This window comes from Mycolicibacterium sediminis (assembly GCF_010731735.1).
GTDB lineage: Bacteria > Actinomycetota > Actinomycetes > Mycobacteriales > Mycobacteriaceae > Mycobacterium > Mycobacterium sediminis.
In genome coordinates, this window is sequence record NZ_AP022588.1 from 3,477,679 (window position 1) to 3,498,582 (window position 20,904).

Below are 20,904 nucleotides of genomic sequence, written 5' to 3' on the forward strand. Positions count from 1 at the left end.
TCCGCGCTGCATAGACTCTGCGCCGCAGGGCACAAAGGTACCGCAGGTCGCGTCGGTGTTCAGGGCACGAAAGCGGACGGGTGGCGAGGAGCACATCGACGATGGCGGACCGCGAGCGGCCGACGCTGGCAGGGCTCGGCGAATTCGCCGTCATCGAGGAATTGGTGGCCCGCCGGACCCAGACCCGCCTCGTCGAGGTCGGCCCCGGCGACGACGCCGCCGTCGTCCTGGCTCCCGACGGTCGGACCGTGGTGTCGACCGACATGCTGGTCGAGGGCAGGCACTTCCGGCTCGACTGGTCGACCCCGCACGACGTGGGTCGCAAGGCGATCGCCCAGAACGCCGCCGACGTCGAGGCGATGGGCGCCACGCCCACCGCGTACGTCGTCGGATTCGGTGCGCCCGGGGACACACCGGCCGACGCGGTGACGGCACTGTCCGACGGGATGTGGGCGGAGGCCGGGCGCACCGGGGCGGGCATCGTCGGCGGTGACCTGGTGGCAGCGCCGCAGTGGGTGGTCTCGGTGACCGTGCTCGGCGACCTGGCGGGGCGGGCGCCGGTCCTGCTCTCGGGAGCCCGCGTCGGTGACGTCGTGGCGGTGATCGGCGACCTCGGCACCTCGGCTGCGGGATATGCGTTGTGGCACGGTGAGATTCGAGGATTCGACGAGCTACATCGCAGGCACCTCGTGCCCGAGGTGCCCTACGGGTCCGGCCGCCTGGCCGCCGACGGCGGCGCCACCGCGATGACCGACGTGTCCGACGGCCTGGTCGCCGACCTGGGGCACGTGGCCGCCGCGTCCGGGGTGACCGTCGAGCTGTCCACGGCGGCGCTCCTGGCCGATCGCGACGTCGTCGCCGCGGCCGCCGAGGCCGCCGGCGCCGACCCGTGGGACTGGGTGCTCGGTGGGGGCGAGGATCACGCGCTGGTCGCCACGTTCCCCGCAGCGCCGCCCGCGGGATGGCGACGCATCGGGTCGGTCGTCGACGGCCCGGCCCGGGTGCTCGTCGACGGCGCGCAGTGGCGCGGCAGTGCCGGCTGGCAGTCGTACTGACCGTTCGGGGGTCCGATAGGTTGACCCACCATGGCCGCGCGTCCCCTCACCGAGATCGTGGAGGCGGGCTGGGCCCGCGCTCTGGAACCCGTCACCGAGCAGGTCGGTGCGATGGGGGAGTTCCTCCGCGCCGAGATCGCGGGCGGTGAACGGTATCTCCCCGCCGGCGACAACGTGTTGCGGGCCTTCACCTTTCCGTTCGACGAGGTGCGCGTCCTCATCGTCGGGCAGGACCCGTACCCGACACCGGGTCACGCCGTCGGTCTGAGCTTCTCCGTGGCGCCCGACGTGCGGCCGGTGCCCCGCAGCCTGGACAACATCTTCAAGGAGTACGCCAGCGATCTCGGCCATCCGCCGCCCAGCAGCGGCGACCTGACGCCGTGGTCGCAGCGCGGGGTCATGCTGCTGAACAGGGTGCTGACGGTCCGGCCGGGCGCGCCCGCGTCGCACCGCGGGAAGGGGTGGGAGGCGGTGACCGAACGCGCCATCCGCGCACTCGTCGAGCGACCGCAGCCGCTGGTGGCCGTGCTGTGGGGCCGCGACGCGGCGACGCTCAAGCCGATGCTCACAGGAGTTCGGTGCAGGACGATCGAATCCGTGCACCCGTCACCGCTGTCGGCGTCGCGCGGCTTCTTCGGGTCGCGGCCCTTCAGCCGGGCGAACGAGATGCTCGCCGAGCTGGGCGCCGAACCCGTCGACTGGAAACTGCCCTAGAAACGCCGAAACTGCGGGGAGATCGCGAATCGGCGAACCGACGCGACCTCACCGCAGTCTCGGTGAAGAGAGTGGGGGAAGTTAGCCCCGAACGACCTTGCCGGCCTTGATGCAGGACGTGCAGGCGTTGACGCGCTTCTTGTTGCCACCCGGGCGGTCCGCCGAGCGGACGACCTGGATGTTCGGATCCCAGCGGCGGCTGGTCCGGCGATGGGAGTGCGACACCGACTTGCCGAAGCCGGGGCCCTTTCCGCAGAGGTCGCAGACGGCAGCCATGTATGAAACTCCTCAATCAGTACTTGGGGCCAGCGACCGCGGCGCGGGTGACCCGACAACCCGACCAGAATACCGACAGCCACGGTTATCGCCAAAATGGCGTCCCCAGGTGTGATCGGCGCAGCTCGCTGTCGGGGTCGATGGCTAGGCTAGCGGCCACCGCGAACGGTTGGAGGTGGGATGGCTGCTGTGCTCGACGCGACCACCCTGCGGGCGTGGGCCCACGCCGCCGTCGACGGCCTCGCCGCCCACGCCGACGAGATCAACCGTCTCAACGTCTTCCCCGTCGCCGACGCCGATACCGGCACGAACATGCTGTTCACGATGCGTTCCGCCTGCGCGGGGGCTGATGCCGCCGACGTCGACTCGGACGTCGTGGCGGTGTCCGCGGCGCTGTTCGAGGGGGCCGTGAACGGTGCCCGGGGCAACTCCGGCGTCATCCTCTCCCAGATCCTGCGTGCCCTGGCCGAGGTCACGGCGCAGGCCGCGGACGAACGCGACGGTGTCCTCGGTGACGTCGGTGCCCGGGCGTTCGGCGCCGCGTTGCGGCACGCCGTGGGCCTGATCGCGGCGTCGGTCGGCGACGTGGTGCCCGGCACCATCGTCTCGGTGCTGCAGGCGGCGGCAGCGGCAGCGGAGTCGGCTGACTCAGACCTGGCCGTCACCGTCGCCGCCGCATCCGACGCGGCGGAGGCCGCCCTCGACCGCACTCGCGAGCAGCTCGACGTGCTGACCCGGGCCGGCGTCGTCGACGCGGGCGGGCGCGGACTGCTGGTGCTGCTCGACGCCCTGACGCTCACCCTCGTGGGCCGTGCACCGCAGCGCCGACGCCACGACCCGGCGGTCCTCGAGCGGCCGGCGCCGTCCGCGAGTCCGCCGCAGTTCGAGGTCATGTACCTGCTCGGCGGGTGCGACCCCGCGGCCGTGGAGACCCTGCGGGCGCGACTGGAACGGCTCGGTGACTCCGTCGTCATCGCCGCGGGCGGCGTCGGTACGCCCGAGGGTGCCGCCGACTACTCGGTGCACGTGCACGCCGACGACGCCGGTGCCGCCGTCGAAGCAGCACTCGAACTCGGCACGCTGCGGCGCATCCAGATCACCGCCCTCACCGCCGGTCGGGTGGCCGGCACCCCGGAGTCCGGGCGCGAGCGCGCCGTGGTCGCAGTCGTCGACGGTGACGGCGCGCGGGAGCTGTTCGCCGGCGAGGGCGCCGCGGTGGTGCGTCTCGACGGGAACGAGCCCGTCCGGGCCCAGCACCTCCTCGGCGCCGTGACCGACACCGGTGCCCGGCACGTGATGGTGCTGCCGAACGGGTACGTCGCGGCGGAGGAACTCGTCGCCGGGTGCACCGCGGCGATGGCGCGGGGCATCGACGTGGTGCCAGTGCCGACGCCGTCGATGGTCCAGGGCCTGGCGGCGCTGGCGGTGCACGATCCCGCGCGGTCGGCGGTCGACGACGGGTACACGATGGCGCGGGCGGCGGGCGGCGCGCGACACGGATCGGTGCGGGTCGCCACCGACCAGGCGCTCACGTGGGCGGGTGCGTGCAGGCCCGGCAACGGGCTCGGCATAGCGGGGGACGAGGTGCTGATCGTCGGCGCCGACGTCACCGCCGCCGGTGCCGGCCTGATCGACCTGCTGCTGCTGTCCGGCGGCGAACTGGTCACCGTGCTCACCGGTGAGGACGCGGAACCCGGTGTCGGAGAAGCGCTTCGCGAACACGTGCGACGGGAGCACCTCGGTGCCGAACTCGTCGCCTATCACACGGGTCACCGAGGTGACGTACTGCTGATCGGGGTGGAGTAGGGGTGGTCGCGCTCTCGGATTCGCTGATCCACGTGATCGGCGCCAAGTCGGCCACGCCGCTCGAGGAGCAGCTCGGCATCGTCACGGTCGACGACCTGCTGCGGCACTACCCGCGGACCTACAACCGGGCCACCCTGGCGCTCGAGGACGGCGACGTCGAACCGCCCGAGCTGGGCGAGCACGTCACCTTCATCGACGAGATCAAGAAGTCAGACCTCCGCCGCACCAAGCAGGGCAAGCAGTTCCTGGTCATCGCGCTGCGGCACCGGCCCGTCACCGCCACCTTCTTCAACGTCAACTACCTCAAGCGCACCCTGGTCGAGGGCACCCAGCTGATGGTGTCCGGCGAGGTGGGCTACTTCCGCGACAAGATGCAGTTGACGCACCCGGCGTTCCTCATCCTCGACGGCAACCGACCCGTCGGCGGGACCGCGTCGCTGTCGTCGATGGTGGCTGCGACGAGCACCGACGGCGACGTCAACCTCGACATCTTCAACCGCGACTTCTTCCCGATCTATAAGGCGACCAGCAAGGTCCAGAGCTGGGACGTGTACGCCTGCATCCGCCAGGTGCTCGCCGTGCTCGATCCGGTCGCCGAGACACTCCCGGCGGCCATCGTCGAACGCCATCACCTGATGTCGCAGGACGAGGCGCTGCGGGCGATCCACATGGCCGAGAAGGCCGAGGACCGCGACCGGGCACGGGAACGGCTCCGGTTCGACGAGGCGATGGGCCTGCAGTGGGCTCTGGTGGCGCGCCGCAACAGTGAGCTGAGCGTCGCGGCGCCGCCTGCGCCGCCGATCGCGGGTGGCATCGCCGACGCGTTGCGCGAGCAGCTTCCCTTCGACCTCACCGAGGGGCAGCGGACGGTGCTCGACGTGCTCCGGACGGAGGTCGCCGCGACCACCCCGATGCACCGCATGCTGCAGGGCGAGGTCGGGTCGGGCAAGACCATCGTCGCGCTGCTCGCGATGGCGCAGATGGTCGACGCCGGGTACCAGTGCGCTCTGCTCGCGCCGACGGAAGTGCTTGCCGCGCAACATGCCCGCTCGATTCGCGACGTGCTGGGCCCCCTGGCGAGGGCGGGCGAGTTCGACGGCGTCGAGCACGCGACCCGGGTGGCGCTGCTCACCGGGTCGATGACGACGCAGCAGAAGCGGCAGGTGCGTGACGAGATCGCCAGCGGGGAGGCCGGCATCGTCGTCGGCACCCACGCGCTGATCCAGAAGACCGTCGAGTTCCGCAACCTCGGCCTCGTCGTCGTCGACGAGCAGCACCGGTTCGGCGTCGACCAGCGAGACAAGTTGCGCGCCAAGGCAACCGGGTACGTCCCGCACCTGCTGGTGATGACCGCCACGCCCATCCCGAGGACCGTGGCGCTCACCGTGTACGGCGACCTCGCGACCTCCGAGTTGCGCGAACTGCCCCGCGGCAGGCAGCCGATCGCCACCAGCGCCATCTTCATCCGGGAGCAGAAGTCCTGGCTGCCGAGGGCGTGGCAGCGCATCCGCGAGGAGGTGGGCGCGGGCCGGCAGGCCTACGTCGTCGCCTCGCGCATCGACGAGTCCGACAAGGACGCCAAGGGGGACGACGCGGGACCACCGCCGGTGACGGTCATCGAGATGTACGAAGGGCTGCGCACCGGGGAACTCAGCGGGCTGCGGATGGGTCTCATGCACGGCAGGCTGTCCGGCGACGAGAAGGACGCCGTCATGACCGCGTTCCGCGCCGGGGAGATCGACGTCCTGGTGTGCACCACCGTGATCGAGGTCGGCGTCGACGTGCCGAACGCCACGGTGATGCTGGTGATGGACGCCGACCGGTTCGGCATCAGCCAGCTGCACCAGCTGCGCGGGCGGATCGGGCGGGGTGAGCACCCGAGCCTGTGCCTGCTGGCGACCAACCTCCCCGAGGGGTCCAAGGCCGGCGTCCGGCTCAAGGCCGTCGCGGCGACGCTCGACGGCTTCCGGCTCGCCGACCTCGACCTCGAGGAGCGGCGCGAGGGCGACGTGCTGGGCCTGTCGCAGAGCGGACGGCCCATCACGCTCAAACTGCTGTCGCTCAAGGACCACCGCGACGTCATCGAACTGGCCCGTGAGTACGCCGAGGCGATCTACGAGCACGGCGACGAGCGCGACGGCGCCGGTCTGGAGATCCTCGCGTCGCCGTTCGTCGTCGGCGAACGCGTGACCTACCTGGACAAGGCATGACGCGGACGTGGGCGCTCGCGGCCGCGGTCGTCGTGGCGGTGCTGGTGGCCATCCAGGTCACCACCTCGGGCCACGATCAGGCGCCCTACGTCGCGAGGGCCGACGTGCCGACCGTCGCCCCCGGTGTCGACGTCCTCGCCGGGGTCGTCGAGATCCCGACCCGGGTGCGCTCGCACGACTACCGGCGGGCGGCGTTCGGCGAGTCGTGGACCGACGACACCTCCGCGCCGGGCGGTCACAACGGCTGCGACACCAGGAACGACATCCTCGAACGCGACCTCGTCGACAAGACCTACGTGTCCATCAAGCGGTGCCCGAACGCCGTCGCGACGGGCATCCTGCACGACCCCTACACCAATGCGGTCATCGACTTCACCCGCGGCAACCAGGTCGGCGCAGCGGTGCAGATCGACCACCTGGTGCCGCTGGCACTGGCGTGGGACCTCGGTGCGCGCGACTGGCCGGACGACCTGCGGGTGCGGTTCGCCAACGACCCGTCGAACCTGATTGCCGTTCAGGGACGGGCGAATCAGGACAAGGGCGACTCCGAACCGGCGGACTGGATGCCGCCCAACCGGGTGTTCTGGTGTCAGTACTCGGTGCAGTTCGCCGACGTGTTGCGCGGCTACGGGCTGCCGATCGACCAGCGGTCGGCCGTCGCGCTGCGCGAGGGCGCCGCGACCTGCCCGGTGGGGTAGGGGGCATCCAGCACCACTCTTCACATGGTGACGGTCCGATGGTGTCGTCGGAGGTAGCGTTGGGCACCAAGGCTGGGGAAGCAGACGGGGGCGACGATCGGTGCGTCCGAGGTTCGACGACTGCGGTTGAGGGCACGATGAGACGGACCAATGGACGCGGGCTGTGATCACTAGGGACGGCGGTTGATCGTGGTGACACAGTGGTGGATCGAGTACTGGTGGATTCCGGTGACCGCCATCTCCGTCATGGCGCTGCTGGTCTTGGCGTGGGCACTGGCGCGGCGTGGGACGTTCGCCCGGACGTGGCCGAAGATCACGTTGGCGTTCGCCTGTGTGAGCATCCTGCTGATCCCGGGGATGCCGTCACCGGCGAGCTACTTCCTTGCGGTGATCGTGATCTGCAACATCGTGATCCTGTTCATGCGCTTGCTCGACGTCGAAAAGTCATCGTCAGCTCGGGAATCCGTGCGCCCGTCGAATCCCGCCGGCGCGACCGCGGAGTGACGGACCCACCCGCATCCACCACCTAGCGTGGGAACCGAGAACACCTCTTCGAACGATGGGACTGACGACGTGAACGTCATCGCGCGCACGATCGCGGCCACAATGCTGGCGCTCGCGCTGGGGATGTGGGGTGCCGCCGGCGCCGGAGCACACACCACGCTGGCCGGTTCGGACCCCGCCGACGGCGCGTCCCTGCCGACCGCGCCGCGCACCGTCACCCTGACGTTCAGCGAGGACATCAATCCCGCCTTCGCGAACATCGCCGTCAGCGCCGCCGACGGCGCCAACCGGGTGTCCGGGCCGGCGAAGGTCGACGGTCCCCGGCTGAGCGCCCCGGTGGACGCTGATTTGCCGGGCGGGGAGTACACGATCGGGTACCGCGTGGTGTCGGCCGACGGTCATCCCGTCACGGGGTCGATTCGGTTCACCGTCGCCGCCGCCCCGGGCGCGCCGACCGCGAGTGCGGCGCCCGCGCCGGCGCCGGAATCCGCGCCGGCCGACGAGACCGGCCCGCTCGGCGCCGATTCGACGACGTCCATCCTCGCCGCGGGGGCCGCTGGGCTCCTGCTGGCGGGAGGCATCGTGTTCTGGCAGTCCCGGAAGCGACGCGGCGGCGACGAGCCGCCGAACCCGTAGCCTTCGTGCTTGAGTTCGGAAGCGTCGGTTGCAACATTCAGCGCGCTACTGTCTCGATCGAGGTCCGAGTTCAACCGCCGCAGTCGCCCTTGGGTAGCTCTTCGCGGTGGTCGCCCACCCAGTTGGCGAGCTGGTCAAGTACTGCGGTTCCGGTCGCGAAGCTGCCATCTGACGGTTTTGCGGCGATCGCCACCCCCAACGAATCGGCTCCCGCGCCGAGGAGAGCGATTTGGCGCACCAGGTACACACCATCTGGTTCCGGTCCCCAGCCACCTTTCGCCGCGACACCCGCATCGCCGGCGAAGCCCCACTGCTGGTCGGGAGCAACGAGCTGCATTTGCGAGAGCACGGAATCTGCGCGGAGGCAGGGCAATTGACGAGCGAAGTGCGCGGCCTGCCGCAGTGCCGACGCGCGATGCCCCAGCCACCCCCCATCGTCCACCCCTGTCGTATTTCACTGCAGAATGCATCGAAGGTCGTGCCTCGATCAATAGCGGTGGAGGCATTCCTCCTCGGTCCCAAATAAACCGTCGCGGAACGCCTCGATACGCGTGAAACCGGCAGGAACAGTCGATCCGTCCACCGTGCTTGCGGCCAGCCCATTGGTGAGCAGACCGCCCACAGCCTCATCCATGTCGCCGGCGGCCAGCATGAGTAGCTGGCCGTTCGCAAGCTCGACCTGATCGGCCATTGCGCGCTGTGCGATGCCGGTCAGGCATGCCGTTCGTAACGCGGTGACCGGCGCGTCGAGTGGTTCACCCCTTGCGTGCTGGATGGAAAGCGCATACCGCGAGGTCACAAGAGAAAGCGCGGTGTTGTCACCTTGGGGAAGGACGTAATCGTTACGATCCGCTGCGATCGACATTTGTTGCAACGCAGGGAGGTCGACGGAGATGGTGTTGTTGGCCGGACAATATGACGCCGACGGACTCGTTGGAAACCCTGGACAATCTTGCAAAGTCATCGATAGGCCCGGCGGACTCATCGGGTGAAATATCACGTCCAGTAGCTCCATGAGAGTGAGGATCGTGTTCTGGTCTACTGCCATCTCACCCGGTTGGACGTTGCCACTTTCTTCTGTCCCGAGGACCATCGGGAGGTCTCCTCGACGCTGCTCAATCTCGTCAAGGTCGATGCCAGTACATGCGCCTGCGCCCGCGGTGAATCCCATTTGAAAAGCGCTTACGCGATCGAGTGCGGTTCCGTGCCCATCCTCCAGCTCGTCCGCCTCGTTGGCGGTCAAGACGCTGTCTCGCAAGGTAATCACTCCAGCAAGCACCCGGTTTAGCCCATCCCCGGTGCTCAGCTGAAACCGTGGTGAGTTGCCTTCTGCAACCCAGCGACTGTAGGCACCTGCGAAGCAGTCCGCCTGTTGTTCTTTGACTATCGTTTCGGTGAATACGCCCGCCAGGCCCGACCCGTACTGCACGGCGTGTCCGTACTCATGCGCTACTAATACCGCGATGGACGCGTCGCCGAAGTAGCTTTGTCCGGTGGGAACCAGAACCCCCCGGTCCCAAGCCAGCGTGTCCGCGAGAAAGCAATACATTGCGTTGACCTCGCCATAGCTCTCGGCCCCACAAATGTCTGGACCGTAGCGGTCATCCGAATCGTATGAAGCCAGCGATTCAACAGGTGCAAAAGATCCGTCGAAGGTGCGTGGATAGGCCGAGTTCCAAAACTGCTCGACGTCGTCGACAGCAGTGAGGACGAGCTGATCTGTAGGACTGCCGTCGGAATTCTGGGCATCGCGGCTCGTGGCGGGCGCGTCGCTGCGAAGTCCGCTCGGTCCCTGCGTGACTGGGAGACCGCCTGCGAGGAACGCGCGAGAAGAATCCTTCGCCGGAGGGCCCGGCGCAGTCGCCGTCGATGAGCATCCAACGACGCACAAGACAAGAGCAGCGAGGAGATGCCGTGAGGCCACGCTAGCCACGAATAGCCTCTATGGGTCCGTCGTAACTATGACGTGGATGCCGCACGCCCCGGTCCTGAGTGACCGGGTTCGAACCTGCGCTTTCGAACTCCCAGCGCCAACGTCGCCAGCGGACGACATCCCCACCGATTCGAAGGACTGGAAGGTGGAACTTGCAGGCTCAGCGGTCAATTGATCGAGCTTCATCTGACTGTTCAACACCGCATCAAGTCGGCTGGGTCAGTCGTAGTGTCCAGCCACTTCCCGTACGCGTCCCCACCTGCTGCACGAACCGCGCTGCACACTTGGGCGGTGGAAGACCCGGCCGTTCGATACACCGCATATATTGGATTGCCCTCGTCAGACGCTTGACGCAATGACGGACAACTCTGATCAGTTCGCAAGTACGACGCACCTGGATTCAAGTCCAGCAAGCGTTGGACACCCGATTCGTACATCCCAGGGGTGGTGACGTTTCCCAGCACCACGATTCCCTGCCCGTTGCAGTACGGAGAACTCATCACCGTACGAAGACCAAGGTCGCCGGGTGGCCTAGGGGCTGTGGCCGGGACGGGCCGAGCGGGCGGAATGGGTACGGGAAGGCCTGGCTGAGTGACGGTTACGGTGGGAGCGCTCTGCGTCACCGTTCGCGAGGGTCTTGAGGCTGGGAACTCTGGCTCGGGTGGAATCAAAGTCGGAACCGTTGAACTCGCCTCGGTGTCAGACGGGCCCGATTGCCCCAAGCGTGCGCCGATGAAGGCGACGAGTCCCACGGCAAGGAGCGCCGCCAAACCGGTAGCCACCATGAGTGCAGTGCGCGAGCGTTTTTCTCGATGAGGGATATCCGGGAGACGGGACTCAGGCTGCGGCGTCGGGATCGTCGGCGGAGATCGCGGAACGTCGTGTCCGACTTGGGTCGGTTCGTCGGAACTGTAATGCCCGGCGGCTCCGTCTCTACCGCTACGCAACGCGGCGGCAAAATCCCGGCAGGTGTTGAAACGGTCAAATGGCTCCTTCGCCATGGCTTTGGCGAGCGCCGAGTCATAGGCGGCCAGGTCCCCGCGCGTCCGTCCCAACGAGGACGTGGTGCCAACCGGAGGTTCTCCGGTGAACAGATGGTAGGCGGTGCACGCGAGGGCGTACTGATCCGCGCGGCCATCAAGAGTTCGCCCCAACAGTTGCTCAGGGGCTGCATACGCGACGGTTCCCACCGCCATGTTGGTTGCGGTGAGGCCCCTGTCTTCGTGGGCCGCGCGAGCGATTCCGAAGTCCGCAAGTAGCGTTCGACGCGCACCGCTTCGTTGATCAGCGATCAGAATGTTCGCGGGCTTGACGTCGCGATGAAGCATGTAGCTTTCATGGGCGTAGTCGAGCGCATCTGCGATCGCCTCGATTATCTCGATCACATCCCGTGGGGGCATACCGAGCGGATATCTCGATCGCAACAACTGGGCCGCGTCGGTACCTTCGACGTAGTCCATGGCGATCCAGAGCTGGCCGTCGTGCTCGCCGCGATCGTGGATGCCGACGATGTGGGGATGCCACAAAGACGCAGCGATATCGGCTTCGCGCGCGAAACGCTGCCGGTAGTCCGCATCGGCGCTTACGCCAGGAGGGAGGATCTTTAGCGCCTCCCGGCGTGGCAACCGTGGGTGCCGCACGAGATATACCTCGCCCATTCCCCCAGTTCCCAGTAAGCGCTCGATGGAATATCCGGCAAACTCCGCACCATCGGCAATGGGCATAAGGGTGATCGTACAAAAGCCAACGGCGTCCCGTTGCCCGAACCAACCCACCGTTTGCCGGCGCTCCCGTGCGGACGTTCCGTAGGGTGCCGAGGATGGATGTCCCTCCTACTCCCGGCGGTCGGCGCGAACTTATGAACCGCCGTCGCCTGTTGTGGCTCGCTGGCGCAGGCGGACTCGGGGCGGCTGCGGCAACTGTCGCGGAGCCACTCATGTCCGCCAAGCAGTCGGCTGTTCAAGCGGACGTCTCCGGCGCTTCCTCGACTTCAACGAATGCACCGCCAGCGGTTCCGCTAGACGTACCGCCGGCGCCGGCGTCTGAGGTGCCGCCGGTTTCGGCGGGCCCGTCCGGCGTGCTGCTCTGCCGTGAGTCTTGGGGCGCGAAGCCAGAACTCCCGGGCGGGGTTGCGCACTCGATCAGTCGGATGACGATTCACCACACTGGCGCCGTCCTAGGTGACAACAAGAATGCGCCCGGTCGTCTTCGCCAGCATCAGCGACTCCATCAAGGTGAACGCGGTTGGATCGACATCGCCTACCACGTCGGCGTCGACCGCAATGGCAACATTTACGAGTTGCGCCGACCCGAAATCGTGGGCGATACCGCAACGGAATACAACCCGACGGGGCACTTCTTGGTCTTGTGCGAGGGGGATTTCGACCAAGAGGTCGTCACCGAGGCGCAACTCGACAGCGCAGCGCTTGCCTTCGCGTGGGCCGCCCAAACGTACAAGATCTCCGACGACGTGGTGCGTGGACACCGAGACTTCGCCTCCACTGCCTGTCCAGGCGCAGACCTATACGCCCGCGTCCAGTCGGGCGATCTCCAAGGCCGCATCGAGAAGAACATCGCCGCCGGAACAGTCGACCTTCGTAGCGTATGCGGCCCGGAAGCCAAGGATGCCGTGGCGAAAATCGAGGCGGGGCTCTGAGGGCCAGCCTTTCGCAGCGCGCCGCACCGCGCCGCGTCAACGACGAGCCGCCGACGCCGTAGCGGCCTACGTCCCGGTGTAGGTCTCCGGGTCGGGACGGAAGCGGGTGCCGTCGTCGAGCCCGTTGAGCGCGGTCATGTGCTCGTCGGTCAGCTCGAAGTCGAAGACGTCGAAGTTCTCGGCGATGCGCTCCGCCTTCGAGGACCGGGAGATCACCACGTTGCCCAGTTGCACGTTCCAGCGGATCAGTGCCTGCGCCGGCGTCTTGCCGTACGCCTCGGCGACCGAGACCACGGTCGGGTTCTCGATCAGCCTGCCGACACCGAGCGGGCCGTAGGCCTCGGTGACGATGCCGTGCTCGGCGTGCACCTCCCGCAGCGCCGACTGGTTCAGCAGCGGGTGCAGCTCGATCTGGTTGACCGCGGGCACGAAGTAGGACAGGTCGATGACGTTGGACAGGTCCTCGGCGGTGAAGTTGGCGACGCCGATCGACTTGGTGCTGCCGACGTCGCGCTGCTTCATCAACCCGCCCCAGCTGTCCACGTACTTGTCCGGGTTACCCGCGGGCCAGTGGATCAGGTACAGGTCGACGTACTCGGTGCCGATCCGCTCCAGGCTCGCCTGGATGGCGTCCTGCGCCGCCCGGAAGCCCTGGTCCTCGGTGGCCAGCTTGGTCGTCAGGAAGATCTCGGCGCGGGGGATGCCCGACGCGGCGATCGCGCGTCCGACGGCCGCGTCGTTGCCGTAGGCCGTCGCCGTGTCGATGAGCCGGATGCCGATCTCGAGCGCGGTCGACACCGCGTGCTCGGCCTCCTTCTCGGATAGTTCGCCGACGCCGATGCCGAGTACCGGCATCGTGTTGTCGTCGTTGAGGCTCGCGTTGGGGATCGCCGCCGCCGAGGTCATGTCACCTACCCTGTGAAGTTGAACGTACGTGGATCGGGACCCAGTCGTGTGCCGTCCTCCAACGACGCGATGGACCCGAGGTCCTGCTCACTCAGCTCGAAGTCGAACACGTCGAAGTTACTCACGATCCGTTCGGGGTTCACCGATTTCGGAATGACGATGTTACCGATCTGGATGTGCCATCTGATCAGCACCTGCGCGGGCGTCTTGCCGTGCGCCTCGGCCAGGCCCGTGACGGTGGGGTGTTCGAGCAGCGAGCCCTGACCCAGCGGGCTCCACGCCTCGGTGGCCACGCCCATCGTCGCGTGGACGTCCCGCAGCTCGCGCTGGGGCAGGAGCGGGTGCAGCTCGATCTGGTTGACGGCGGGCACGATGCCCGTGGCGTCCACCAGGATTCGCAGGTGCTCGGGCTCGAAGTTGCTCACTCCGATGGAGGTGATGCGGCCCTGTGCCCGCAGTTCGGCGAACGCCGTGAACGTCTCCACGAAGGTGCTCTTGTCGGGCATCGGCCAGTGGATCAGGTACAGGTCCAGGCGGTCGATGCCCAGCTTGGACATGCTGGCGTCGAACGCCTTCATCGTCGCGTCGTAACCCTGGTCGGCGTTCCACAGCTTGGTCACCACGTAGACGTCGTCGCGGGGCAGACCCGAGGCGGCCAGCGCACGGCCCACCCCCTCCTCGTTGCCGTATGCGGCCGCCGTGTCGACGTGGCGGTACCCTGCGGCGAGTGCGGCGCCGACGGCGCGCTCGGTCTCGTCGGGCGGCGTCTGCCACACGCCCAGCCCCACCGCGGGGATGGACTTACCGTCGTTGAGTCGTATCGAGGGACTCGCAGGAGTGGAGGGTTCAGCCATGACCGAGAGTCTGCCAGCCGACAGTCCGGTCGCCGTCGAGGCACGGCGGATCGCCGACCCCGGCGCAGGCCGTCCGAGCCGACGGAAGCTGGCCACCATCAACCGGGCGAGCGCGGTGATGATGCCGCTGATCGCACGCATCCCCGACCCGGTCAAGCGCGCTCTCCTGCGCAACCGCCGCGTGACGCTCGACGGCAACACTCTCGACACCACCCTGCAGTTCGTCCTCGCGATCCAGAGGGCGTCGGGGACCAGTGGGCTGGTCGCCAGCGACGACGTCGCCGTCGCCCGCGAGCAGCTCGGCAAGATGTCGGCCACCATCGACGCCCGCATCTCGGTCGGCACCCGCGACCTCGAGCTGCCCGGCCCGGCCGGACCCATCCCGGCGCGCCACTACGTGCCCGACGGCGCGACCGGCGCGGCCCCCCTGCTGGTCTTCTTCCACGGTGGCGGTTTCGTCGTCGGTGACCTGGAGACCCACGACGGGCTGTGCCGCCTGATCTGCCGCGACGCCGGCGTGCACGTGCTGGCGATCGACTACCGGCTCGCCCCCGAACACAAGGCGCCCGCGGCGGGGGAGGACTGCTACGCCGCCTACCGCTGGGCCGTCGAGCACGCCGACGAGCTGGGCGTCGACGCGTCGCGCATCGCCGTCGGCGGCGACAGCGCCGGTGGGAACCTCGCGGCAATCGTGTCGATGATGGCGCGCGACGACGCGGACGTGCCGCTGCCCGCGTTGCAGCTGCTGCTCTACCCGGCCACCAACTTCGCCGCGGAGACCCGTTCGAAGACGCTGTTCTCCGAGGGGTTCTTCCTCACCAAGCCGCACATGGATTGGTTCCGGGACAACTACGTCGTCGGCGCCACCCTCGACCGCGACGACTGGCGGATCTCCCCGCTGCTGGCCGACGACCTCGCCGGCCTGCCGCCCGCGTTGGTGTTGACGGCGGGGTTCGACCCGCTGCGCGACGAGGGTGGGCAGTTCGCCGAGGCACTGGCCGCGGCGGGCGTCCCCGTCGACCACCGGGTGTACGGGTCGGTCGTGCACGCGTTCGCGAACTTCTTCCCGCTGGGCGGCGCCAGCGCCACCGCTACCGCCGACATGGTGTCGGCGCTGCGGGCACACCTGAGTCGCAGCTGAGAAGCAGAACGGGCCTGACGACCGGCGAGAAGTCGCCGGTACCCTGTCAACCGTGGCCAAGAAATCCAAGAAGACACCCAGCTACGACCTCAAGGCAGCCGACCGCAAGCGCAATCTGCTGATTCAGGTCGGGTTGACCGCGATCGTGGTGATCTTCGCGGTGGCCCTGGTCCTGGTGATCGTGACCAACGCGAAGGACAAGCCCGCCGCCGGTGAGGCGAAGGCCATCCGCGTCGCGTCGAGCAACGTGATCACCAACGAGGGCACCACCGACCCGAAGGTCGTGCTCGGCGTCTACGAGGACTTCCTCTGCCCGGTATGCGGCCGCTTCGAGCAGCAGTTCGGCCCCACGATCACCTCGCTGGTGACCAGTGGCGCCATGGCCGTCGACTACAACATGGTGGCCATCCTCGACCGTCCCGCCAACGACAACTACTCGTCGCGGGCCGGCGCCGCCGCCTACTGCGTCGCCGACGAGGACAAGACCCCGAACAAGGAGGTCTTCTCCCGGTTCCACGCGGCCCTGTACGCCCAGCAGCCCAGCGAGGTCGGGACCAACTTCCCCACCAACGCGCAGCTCATCGAGACGGCCCGGCAGGCCGGAGCGGCCGGAACGGTTCCGGAGTGCGTCAACAGCGGGCGCTACACCAACCTCGTCGAGGGCCTCGCCGGCGCGACGAGCGTGAATGCGACCCCGACGGTCCGGATCAACGGCGAGGACTACGAGTTCTCCACACCCGACGCGCTCGTCGCGAAGGTCAAGGAGATCGTCGGCGACGTGCCGGGAGCCACCCCGGTGCCCGCCGCCCCGCTGCCCGGCCAGGCGCCGGCCGCACCGTGACCGTTACCGCGCCCGACGCCACCCCGGTAGCCGATCGACCGGCGACCGGTGGCCCGGTGCGCGTGTCCCGCGCCAGCGCCATCTGGATCCTGATCGCCGGCGCGGTGGGCTTCACCGCGGCGTTCACCCTCACGGTCGAGAAGATCGAACTCCTGATCAACCCGGCCTACGTGCCGTCGTGCAGCATCAACCCGGTGCTGTCCTGCGGGTCGGTGATGGTCACCCCGCAGGCGGCGCTGTTCGGCTTCCCGAACCCGCTCATCGGCATCGCGTCGTTCGCGGTGGTCGTGGTCACCGGCGTCCTCGCCGTCACCAAAGTGTCCCTGCCCCAGTGGTATTGGGCCGGACTCGCCGTCGGATCGCTGCTGGGCGTCGTGTTCGTGCACTGGCTGATCTGGCAGAGCCTCTACGACATCGGCGCCCTGTGCCCGTACTGCATGGTCGTGTGGGCGGTGACGGTGCCGCTCTTCGTGGTGGTCTCCTCGATCGCCCTGCGGCCGCTGGCGGGCAATGCCGTCGCCCGCGTCGTCCACCAGTGGCGATGGTCGCTGGTCGCACTGTGGTTCACCGCGCTGATCCTGATGATCCTGGTCCGGTTCTGGAACTACTGGTCCACGCTGATCTAGGTCCGGGGCCGGGTGACGGCGGGTTAGGGTAGCCCGTGATTTCCAAGCTGCTCGTCGCCAACCGCGGAGAGATCGCCATCCGTGCGTTCCGGGCGGCCTACGAGATGGACATCGCGACGGTCGCGGTCTACGCCTACGAGGACCGCAACTCGTCGCACCGCCTGAAGGCCGACGAGTCCTATCAGATCGGCGAACTCGGTCATCCCGTGCGCGCCTACCTCTCGGTCGACGAGATCATCCGCGTGGCACGCCACTCCGGCGCGGACGCCGTCTATCCCGGCTACGGGTTCCTCTCGGAGAACCCGGAACTCGCGTCGGCGTGCGAGCAGGCCGGCATCAGGTTCGTGGGACCCGGCGCGCACGTCCTGGAACTGACCGGCAACAAGTCGCGAGCGATCGCGGCGGCACGGGACGCGGGCCTGCCGGTGCTGGCGTCGTCGGAGCCGTCGGCGTCGGTCGAGGACCTCGTGGCCGCATCGCAGTCGATGGACTTCCCGCTGTTCGTCAAGGCGGTGTCGGGCGGCGGCGGGCGCGGCATGCGCCGGGTCGCCGACCCCGACGGGCTGGCCGAGGCGATCGAGGCCGCGTCGCGGGAGGCGGAGTCGGCGTTCGGCGATCCGATGGTCTACCTCGAGCAGGCGGTGATCAACCCGCGGCACATCGAGGTCCAGATCCTGGCCGACGGCCGCGGTGAGGTGATCCACCTCTACGAGCGGGACTGCAGCGTCCAGCGTCGCCACCAGAAGGTGATCGAGCTGGCGCCGGCACCCAATCTGGATGGTGCGCTGCGTGATCGGATCTGTGCCGACGCCGTCGCATTCGCCCGCGGGATCGACTACTTCTGCGCGGGCACGGTGGAGTTCCTGCTCGACGAGCGCGGGCATCACGTGTTCATCGAGTGCAATCCGCGAATTCAGGTGGAGCACACGGTGACCGAGGAGATCACCGACGTCGACCTGGTGGGTTCGCAGCTGCGGATCGCGGCCGGTGAGTCGCTGGCCGACCTCGGCCTGAGTCAGGACGCGATCCGCATCCGCGGTGCCGCCCTCCAGTGCCGGATCACCACCGAGGACCCCGCGAACGGCTTCCGTCCCGACACCGGTCGGATCACCGGCTACCGCTCACCGGGCGGCGCGGGCATCCGGCTGGACGGCGGCACCACTCTCGGCGCCGAGATCGGCGCGCACTTCGACTCGATGATGGTGAAGCTGACGTGCCGGGGGCGCGACTTCTCGATCGCGTCCGCGCGGGCGAAGCGCGCGCTGGCGGAGTTCCGCATCCGCGGCGTGTCGACCAACATCCCGTTCCTGCAGGCCGTCATCGACGACCCCGACTTCCGGGCGGGCAGGGTCACCACGTCGTTCATCGACGACCGGCCCCAGCTGCTCACCGCGCACGCCTCCGCCGACCGCGGCACGAAGATCATCAACTACCTCGCCGACGTCACGGTCAACAAGCCCCACGGCGAGCGGCCGTCGACGGTGTACCCCTTCGACAAGCTCCCGGTGTGCGACCTGGCGGCCACCCCGCCGCCGGGCAGTAGGCAGCGTCTGACGACGCTGGGCCCAGAGGGCTTCGCCGAATGGCTGCGCGACTCACCGGCGGTCGGGGTGACCGACACGACGTTCCGCGACGCCCACCAGTCGCTGTTGGCCACCAGGGTGCGGACGAACGGCCTGCTGATGGTCGCGCCCCACATCGCCAGGCTCACCCCCGAGCTGCTGTCGATCGAATGCTGGGGCGGGGCCACCTACGACGTGGCGCTGCGGTTCCTCAAGGAGGATCCGTGGGAGCGGCTGGCGGCGCTGCGGGAGGCGATCCCCAACATCTGCCTGCAGATGCTGCTCCGCGGCCGCAACACCGTCGGCTACACCCCGTACCCGGAGTCGGTGACGAGTGCGTTCGTCGAGGAGGCCGCGCGCACCGGGGTGGACGTCTTCCGGATCTTCGACGCGCTGAACAACGTCGACTCGATGCGCCCGGCCATCGACGCCGTCCGCGAAACCGGTTCCACCGTGGCCGAAGTCGCGATGTCCTACACCGGCGACCTGTCGGATCCGGCCGAGACGCTCTACACGCTCGACTACTGGCTACGGCTGGCCGACGAGATCGTCACCGCCGGCGCACACGTGCTCGCAATCAAGGACATGGCCGGGCTGTTGCGACCTCCGGCGGCGGCGACTCTGGTCTCCGCCCTGCGCAGCAGGTTCGACCTCCCGGTGCACGTGCACACCCACGACACCCCCGGCGGACAGCTCGCCACCTACCTGGCCGCCTGGCGGGCCGGCGCGAGCGCTGTCGACGGCGCGGCGGCACCGCTGGCGGGCACCACCAGCCAGCCCGCACTGTCCTCGATCGTGGCGGCGGCCGCACACACCGAGTACGACACCGGCCTCGATCTCGCGGCGGTGTGCGACCTGGAGCCCTACTGGGAGGCGCTGCGGCGGGTCTACGCGCCGTTCGAGTCGGGGCTGCCCGCGCCGACGGGGCGGGTGTACACCCACGAGATCCCCGGCGGACAGCTGAGCAACCTGCGCACCCAGGCCGTGGCGCTGGGATTGGGCGACCGGTTCGAGGACGTCGAGAACGCCTACGCCGGTGCCGACCGCGTCCTGGGCCGGCTCGTGAAGGTGACCCCGTCATCGAAGGTGGTGGGCGACCTCGCACTGGCGCTCGTGGGCGCGGGCGCGACGGCCGACGAGTTCGCGGCCGACCCGGCCCGGTTCGACATCCCCGACTCGGTGATCGGATTCTTGCGCGGCGAACTCGGCGACCCGCCCGGCGGCTGGCCGGAACCGTTGCGCACCAAGGCACTCGAGGGCCGGGCCGAGGCCAAGCCCGTCCCGCAGTTGTCCGAGGCGGACGACGCGCTGCTGCGCGAGCCCGGCGTCACCCGGCAGGCGACGCTGAACCGACTGCTCTTCCCCGCCCCGACCCGCGAGTTCGAGGCGCACCGCGAGCAGTACGGCGACACCTCGACGCTGAGCGCGAACCAGTTCTTCTACGGCCTGCGGCACGGCGACGAGCACCGCGTCCAGCTCGAGCGCGGCGTCGAGCTGCTCATCGGGCTCGAGGCGATCTCCGATCCCGACGAGCGGGGCATGCGCACGGTGCTGTGCATCCTCAACGGGCAACTCCGGCCCGTCGTGGTGCGCGACCGCAGCGTGGCCGACACCGTTCCCGCCGCCGAGAAGGCCGACCGGTCCAACCCCGACCACGTCGCGGCCCCGTTCGCCGGCGTCGTGAGCGTCGCTGTGGCCGAAGGGGATTCGGTGGAGGCGGGGCAGACCATCGCCACCATAGAGGCGATGAAGATGGAGGCCGCGATCACCGCACCCAAGGCGGGCACGGTCGAGCGGGTGGCCGTCTCGGCGACCGAACAGGTCGAGGGTGGGGACCTGCTGGTGGTGGTCGGTCCGGCGGGCAGAAGCGAAGCGACCCGGGATTCGACCTGACCCGCATCATCGGCGGCCGATTCGGCGGCAGGCGAATCGTCGTCCCGCAGAGCCGTTCTGGGACCGGGACGCGACCCACCACCGACCGCGTCCGCGAATCGCTGTTCAACGTGCTGTCGGCGCGGATCGACTTCGACGGCGCGCACGTCCTCGACCTGTATGCGGGCTCGGGCGCACTCGGCCTGGAGGCGCTCTCCCGCGGCGCGACCACGGCGACGTTCGTGGAGGCGGACCGCAGGGCGGCCGACGTGATCGCGGCGAACGTCGCCGCACTGGGCGCCCATGGCGCATCGGTGCGACGGACGGCCGTCGACGCCGCACTCGCGGGCAGCGCGACACGTCCGTACGGGATCGTCTTCGCCGATCCGCCCTACGACGTCACGACGGGCGAGGTGGAGACCGTCCTCGCGACGCTGACGGCCGGGGGCTGGGTCGGAGACGGTGCCGTCGCGATCGTCGAACGGCCGACCTCGGCGGTACCCGTCACCTGGCCACCGGGCTGGGCGGCCTGGCCCGACCGACGGTACGGCGACACCCGCTTGGAGTTCGGCGAGTACGGCTTCGCGTAGCGTCCCGTCCCGGCGTAGCCTCTT

At 68.8% G+C, this 20,904-nt stretch carries 19 protein-coding genes; 13 read left to right on the plus strand and 6 right to left on the minus strand.

The features are described from left to right. The first annotated feature begins 101 nt into the window (after nt 1–101). Both G6N64_RS16575 and G6N64_RS16580 read left to right on the plus strand, forming a co-directional pair. A complete protein-coding gene (locus G6N64_RS16575) occupies nt 102–1,055 on the plus strand; it encodes a thiamine-phosphate kinase (RefSeq protein WP_163798033.1) in 954 nt (317 codons plus the stop codon). 30 nt (nt 1,056–1,085) lie between these two features. Then, the gene (locus G6N64_RS16580) at nt 1,086–1,769 is read left to right on the plus strand and encodes a uracil-DNA glycosylase (protein WP_163798034.1); all 684 of its coding nucleotides are present in this window, start codon (nt 1,086–1,088) and stop codon (nt 1,767–1,769) included. An 81-nt stretch (nt 1,770–1,850) separates the two neighbouring features. Here G6N64_RS16580 and rpmB read toward each other — a convergent pair whose 3' ends face one another. Then, nucleotides 1,851–2,045, minus strand: coding sequence for a 50S ribosomal protein L28 (rpmB, locus tag G6N64_RS16585; protein WP_163798035.1), 195 nt, complete (start codon nt 2,043–2,045; stop codon nt 1,851–1,853). Between the two features lie 180 nt (nt 2,046–2,225). Here rpmB and G6N64_RS16590 point away from each other — a divergent pair, with 180 nt between their 5' ends. From G6N64_RS16590 to G6N64_RS16610, 5 genes are all read left to right on the plus strand, one after another. Further along, nucleotides 2,226–3,851 (plus strand): fatty acid kinase ATP-binding subunit FakA, encoded by a 1,626-nt coding sequence (locus tag G6N64_RS16590; RefSeq protein ID WP_163798036.1) that lies wholly within the window; start codon nt 2,226–2,228, stop codon nt 3,849–3,851. A gap of 2 nt (nt 3,852–3,853) precedes the next feature. Continuing rightward, entirely contained in the window at nt 3,854–6,061 is a 2,208-nt protein-coding gene (recG, locus tag G6N64_RS16595; protein ID WP_163798037.1) for an ATP-dependent DNA helicase RecG, read from the plus strand. Next, complete coding sequence (locus G6N64_RS16600) at nt 6,058–6,759, plus strand: HNH endonuclease family protein (RefSeq protein ID WP_163798038.1); 702 nt, start codon at nt 6,058–6,060, stop codon at nt 6,757–6,759. The genes recG and G6N64_RS16600 overlap by 4 nt, the downstream gene beginning before the upstream one ends. A gap of 192 nt (nt 6,760–6,951) precedes the next feature. Then, the gene (locus G6N64_RS16605; protein WP_163798039.1) at nt 6,952–7,263 is read left to right on the plus strand and encodes a hypothetical protein; all 312 of its coding nucleotides are present in this window, start codon (nt 6,952–6,954) and stop codon (nt 7,261–7,263) included. Between the two features lie 69 nt (nt 7,264–7,332). Next, entirely contained in the window at nt 7,333–7,899 is a 567-nt protein-coding gene (locus G6N64_RS16610) for a copper resistance CopC family protein (RefSeq protein ID WP_246230681.1), read from the plus strand. A 70-nt stretch (nt 7,900–7,969) separates the two neighbouring features. On the opposite strand, the gene G6N64_RS16615 is transcribed toward G6N64_RS16610, so the two are convergent. From G6N64_RS16615 to G6N64_RS16625, 3 genes are all read right to left on the minus strand, one after another. Further along, a complete protein-coding gene (locus G6N64_RS16615) occupies nt 7,970–8,236 on the minus strand; it encodes a hypothetical protein (RefSeq protein WP_163798040.1) in 267 nt (88 codons plus the stop codon). A 150-nt stretch (nt 8,237–8,386) separates the two neighbouring features. Continuing rightward, nucleotides 8,387–9,832, minus strand: a complete 1,446-nt coding sequence (locus G6N64_RS16620; RefSeq protein WP_163798041.1) for a neutral zinc metallopeptidase — start codon at nt 9,830–9,832, stop codon at nt 8,387–8,389. Nucleotides 9,833–10,026: 194 nt separating this feature from the next. Then, nucleotides 10,027–11,556, minus strand: coding sequence for a serine/threonine-protein kinase (locus G6N64_RS16625; RefSeq protein ID WP_163798042.1), 1,530 nt, complete (start codon nt 11,554–11,556; stop codon nt 10,027–10,029). 212 nt (nt 11,557–11,768) lie between these two features. On the opposite strand from G6N64_RS16625, the gene G6N64_RS16630 reads away from it, so the two are divergent. After that, nucleotides 11,769–12,488 carry a peptidoglycan recognition protein family protein gene (locus tag G6N64_RS16630; RefSeq protein WP_174266828.1) on the plus strand — a complete coding sequence of 240 codons (720 nt, stop codon included), beginning with the start codon at nt 11,769–11,771 and terminating at the stop codon, nt 12,486–12,488. A 66-nt stretch (nt 12,489–12,554) separates the two neighbouring features. Here the strand turns inward: G6N64_RS16630 and G6N64_RS16635 are convergent, their stop codons facing one another. After that, the gene (locus G6N64_RS16635; RefSeq protein WP_163798043.1) at nt 12,555–13,394 is read right to left on the minus strand and encodes an aldo/keto reductase; all 840 of its coding nucleotides are present in this window, start codon (nt 13,392–13,394) and stop codon (nt 12,555–12,557) included. A gap of 5 nt (nt 13,395–13,399) precedes the next feature. Next, the gene (locus G6N64_RS16640; RefSeq protein WP_163798044.1) at nt 13,400–14,248 is read right to left on the minus strand and encodes an aldo/keto reductase; all 849 of its coding nucleotides are present in this window, start codon (nt 14,246–14,248) and stop codon (nt 13,400–13,402) included. On the opposite strand from G6N64_RS16640, the gene G6N64_RS16645 reads away from it, so the two are divergent. The 5 genes from G6N64_RS16645 to rsmD are packed head-to-tail and all read left to right on the plus strand — an operon-like array spanning nt 14,247 to nt 20,880. Continuing rightward, nucleotides 14,247–15,389, plus strand: coding sequence for an alpha/beta hydrolase (locus tag G6N64_RS16645; RefSeq protein WP_163798045.1), 1,143 nt, complete (start codon nt 14,247–14,249; stop codon nt 15,387–15,389). The two genes, G6N64_RS16640 and G6N64_RS16645, sit on opposite strands and share 2 nt — an antisense overlap. Nucleotides 15,390–15,441: 52 nt before the next feature. Next, nucleotides 15,442–16,230 carry a DsbA family protein gene (locus G6N64_RS16650; RefSeq protein ID WP_163798046.1) on the plus strand — a complete coding sequence of 263 codons (789 nt, stop codon included), beginning with the start codon at nt 15,442–15,444 and terminating at the stop codon, nt 16,228–16,230. Then, entirely contained in the window at nt 16,227–16,856 is a 630-nt protein-coding gene (locus G6N64_RS16655) for a vitamin K epoxide reductase family protein (protein WP_163798047.1), read from the plus strand. Before G6N64_RS16650 ends, G6N64_RS16655 begins: the two co-directional genes overlap by 4 nt. Nucleotides 16,857–16,891: 35 nt before the next feature. Continuing rightward, entirely contained in the window at nt 16,892–20,311 is a 3,420-nt protein-coding gene (locus G6N64_RS16660; protein ID WP_163798048.1) for a pyruvate carboxylase, read from the plus strand. Then, complete coding sequence (gene rsmD / locus G6N64_RS16665; RefSeq protein ID WP_163801871.1) at nt 20,308–20,880, plus strand: 16S rRNA (guanine(966)-N(2))-methyltransferase RsmD; 573 nt, start codon at nt 20,308–20,310, stop codon at nt 20,878–20,880. Before G6N64_RS16660 ends, rsmD begins: the two co-directional genes overlap by 4 nt. Nucleotides 20,881–20,904: the final 24 nt, after the last annotated feature.

What these genes read in the sequence shown, in the direction of transcription:
- rpmB (WP_163798035.1), bottom strand. Translation starts at nt 2,045, where the DNA reads ATGGCTGCCGTCTGCGACCTCTGCGGAAAGGGCCCCGGCTTCGGCAAG.
- G6N64_RS16590 (WP_163798036.1), top strand. Translation starts at nt 2,226, where the DNA reads ATGGCTGCTGTGCTCGACGCGACCACCCTGCGGGCGTGGGCCCACGCC.
- G6N64_RS16635 (WP_163798043.1), bottom strand. Translation starts at nt 13,394, where the DNA reads ATGACCTCGGCGGCGGCGATCCCCAACGCGAGCCTCAACGACGACAAC.
- G6N64_RS16600 (WP_163798038.1), top strand. Translation starts at nt 6,058, where the DNA reads ATGACGCGGACGTGGGCGCTCGCGGCCGCGGTCGTCGTGGCGGTGCTG.
- G6N64_RS16630 (WP_174266828.1), top strand. Translation starts at nt 11,769, where the DNA reads ATGTCCGCCAAGCAGTCGGCTGTTCAAGCGGACGTCTCCGGCGCTTCC.
- G6N64_RS16575 (WP_163798033.1), top strand. Translation starts at nt 102, where the DNA reads ATGGCGGACCGCGAGCGGCCGACGCTGGCAGGGCTCGGCGAATTCGCC.
- G6N64_RS16645 (WP_163798045.1), top strand. Translation starts at nt 14,247, where the DNA reads ATGACCGAGAGTCTGCCAGCCGACAGTCCGGTCGCCGTCGAGGCACGG.
- G6N64_RS16580 (WP_163798034.1), top strand. Translation starts at nt 1,086, where the DNA reads ATGGCCGCGCGTCCCCTCACCGAGATCGTGGAGGCGGGCTGGGCCCGC.
- G6N64_RS16615 (WP_163798040.1), bottom strand. Translation starts at nt 8,236, where the DNA reads ATGCAGCTCGTTGCTCCCGACCAGCAGTGGGGCTTCGCCGGCGATGCG.
- G6N64_RS16640 (WP_163798044.1), bottom strand. Translation starts at nt 14,248, where the DNA reads ATGGCTGAACCCTCCACTCCTGCGAGTCCCTCGATACGACTCAACGAC.
- G6N64_RS16625 (WP_163798042.1), bottom strand. Translation starts at nt 11,556, where the DNA reads ATGCCCATTGCCGATGGTGCGGAGTTTGCCGGATATTCCATCGAGCGC.